The organism is Spirillospora sp. NPDC049652 (assembly GCF_040675125.1).
Lineage (GTDB): Bacteria > Actinomycetota > Actinomycetes > Streptosporangiales > Streptosporangiaceae > Spirillospora.
In genome coordinates this window covers 1-1896 of record NZ_JBFAOF010001198.1, presented here as the reverse complement: position 1 = coordinate 1896, position 1896 = coordinate 1, and the positions used below count along the sequence as shown (strand labels likewise).

Below are 1896 nucleotides of genomic sequence, written 5' to 3'. Positions count from 1 at the left end.
CTCCAGCGCCGGATCGCGGACGAGCCCCACCCCTGCCGCCGCGGCGAGGGCGTCGCGGGTCAGATCGTCGGAGGTGGGCCCGAGGCCGCCGGTCGTGATCACCGCGTCGGCGCGGTCCAGGCCGTCCCGGACCGCCTGGATGATCTCCTCCAGCCCATCGCCCACCACGACGCTGCGGGTCACCTCGACGCCGCGCTCGGCGAGCCGCTGCCCCAGCCAGGCGGCGTTCCCGTTGACCGTGTCGCCGAGGAGCAGCTCGTCCCCGACCGTCACCAGTTCCACACGCAGCACGGGCGTCTCCCTCTTCCGTCCGGACAGCAACCTACCGTCCGGGTCCGACACGCCGCGGGAGGCCGTCTCAGCGCCGTCCAGCGCACACCGTCCCAGCCGGAGGGCGCGGCGGGTCGCTCCGGCCGCCCGGCGGGTGGCCGGGCCCCGGGCTCAGCGGGTGGTGGCGGAGCTGCGCAGCCGCCACGCCTGGAACAGGTAGTCGACGCCGGTCACGACCGTGACGACCAGCGCGGCCGCCATCGCGGCCCACGCGACCGGCTGGACGAACCCCGGCAGGGGCAGGATGTACAGGCCGATCGCGAGGATCTGCAGGGTGGTCTTGAGCTTGCCGCCCTTGCTGGCGGGGATCACCCCGTACCGGATCACCACGAACCGCAGCAGCGTGATCCCGATCTCGCGGACCAGGATCGCGATCGTCACCCACCACCACAGCTCGCCCAGCACCGACAGGGTGACCAGGGCCGCCCCGGTCAGCGCCTTGTCGGCGATCGGATCGGCGATCTTGCCGAAGTCGGTGACCAGGTTGTGCTTGCGGGCCAGGTCGCCGTCGATCTTGTCGGTGACCGAGGCGGCCGCGAACACCGCGAACGCGCCGAGCCGCCACGCCGTGGTGTCCTTCAGCAGCAGCCACACGAACAGCGGCACCAGCAGGATGCGCAGCAGGGTGAGCAGGTTCGCGACGTTGTACAGGCTGGCGGGCGGCGGGGGCGGCGGTTCGGCCAGCGGCCCCGGCGCGCCGGTGGTCATGAGAGTTCCGCCACGAGGTCCACGCCGTCGCTGTCCACCACCATCGCCGTCACGAACTCGCCGAGGCCGAGGCCCTCGCCCCGGACCAGCACCATGCCGTCCACCTCGGGGGCCTGGTGCTCGGCCCGGCCCTCGTAGCCGTCGGCCGTCTTCTCCTCCACCAGGACGGAGATCTCGGTGCCGATCCGGTCCTCGGCGCGCTGGGCGGTGAGCTCCTCGGCCAGCGCCGAGACCTCCTCCACCCGGCGGGCGACCTCGGCGGCGTCCAGCTTCCCGGACAGGGTGGCTGCCTCGGTGCCGTCCTCGTCGGAGTAGCCGAACACGCCGATGGCGTCGAGCCGGGCGTCGGTGAGGAACGCCATGAGCTCCTCGAGGTCGTCCTCGGTCTCGCCGGGGAAGCCGACGATGAAGTTGGAGCGCACGCCCGCCTCGGGCGCCAGCTCGCGCACCCGCGCGAGCAGCTCCAGGAACCGCTCGCGGTCGCCGAACCGGCGCATGGAGCGCAGCACCGACCCGGAGGCGTGCTGGAACGACAGGTCGAAGTACCGCGCGACGCCCGGCGTCTGGCACAGCACCTCCAGCAGCCCCGGACGCAGCTCGGCGGGCTGCAGGTAGGACGCGCGCACCCGCTCGATCCCGTCCACGGCCGCGAGCTGCGGCAGCAGCTTCTCCAGCGCGCGCAGGTCGCCCAGGTCCTTGCCGTAGGACGTGGAGTTCTCCGAGACCAGCACCAGCTCGCGGACGTCGTGCCCGGCGAGCCAGCGCGCCTCCTCCAGCACCTCGGCCGGGTTCCGGGACACGTAGGCGCCGCGGAACGCGGGGATCGCGCAGAACGTGCACCGCCGGTCGCAGCCGGAC

At 73.3% G+C, this 1896-nt stretch carries 3 protein-coding genes; all 3 read right to left on the bottom strand.

The features are described 5' to 3' along the window. A partial coding sequence (locus AB0J52_RS38520) for a molybdopterin-binding protein (RefSeq protein ID WP_500187976.1) occupies positions 1-291 on the bottom strand: 291 nt, incomplete at its 3' end. A gap of 150 nt (positions 292-441) precedes the next feature. Further along, positions 442-1038, bottom strand: coding sequence for a CDP-diacylglycerol--glycerol-3-phosphate 3-phosphatidyltransferase (pgsA, locus tag AB0J52_RS38515; RefSeq protein WP_500187974.1), 597 nt, complete (start codon positions 1036-1038; stop codon positions 442-444). Continuing rightward, a partial coding sequence (locus AB0J52_RS38510; RefSeq protein WP_500187972.1) for a radical SAM protein occupies positions 1035-1896 on the bottom strand: 862 nt, incomplete at its 5' end. The genes AB0J52_RS38510 and pgsA, both read right to left, overlap by 4 nt.

Coding starts and splice junctions, on each gene's coding strand:
- pgsA (WP_500187974.1), bottom strand. CDS start 1,038: ATGACCACCGGCGCGCCGGGGCCGCTGGCCGAACCGCCGCCCCCGCCG.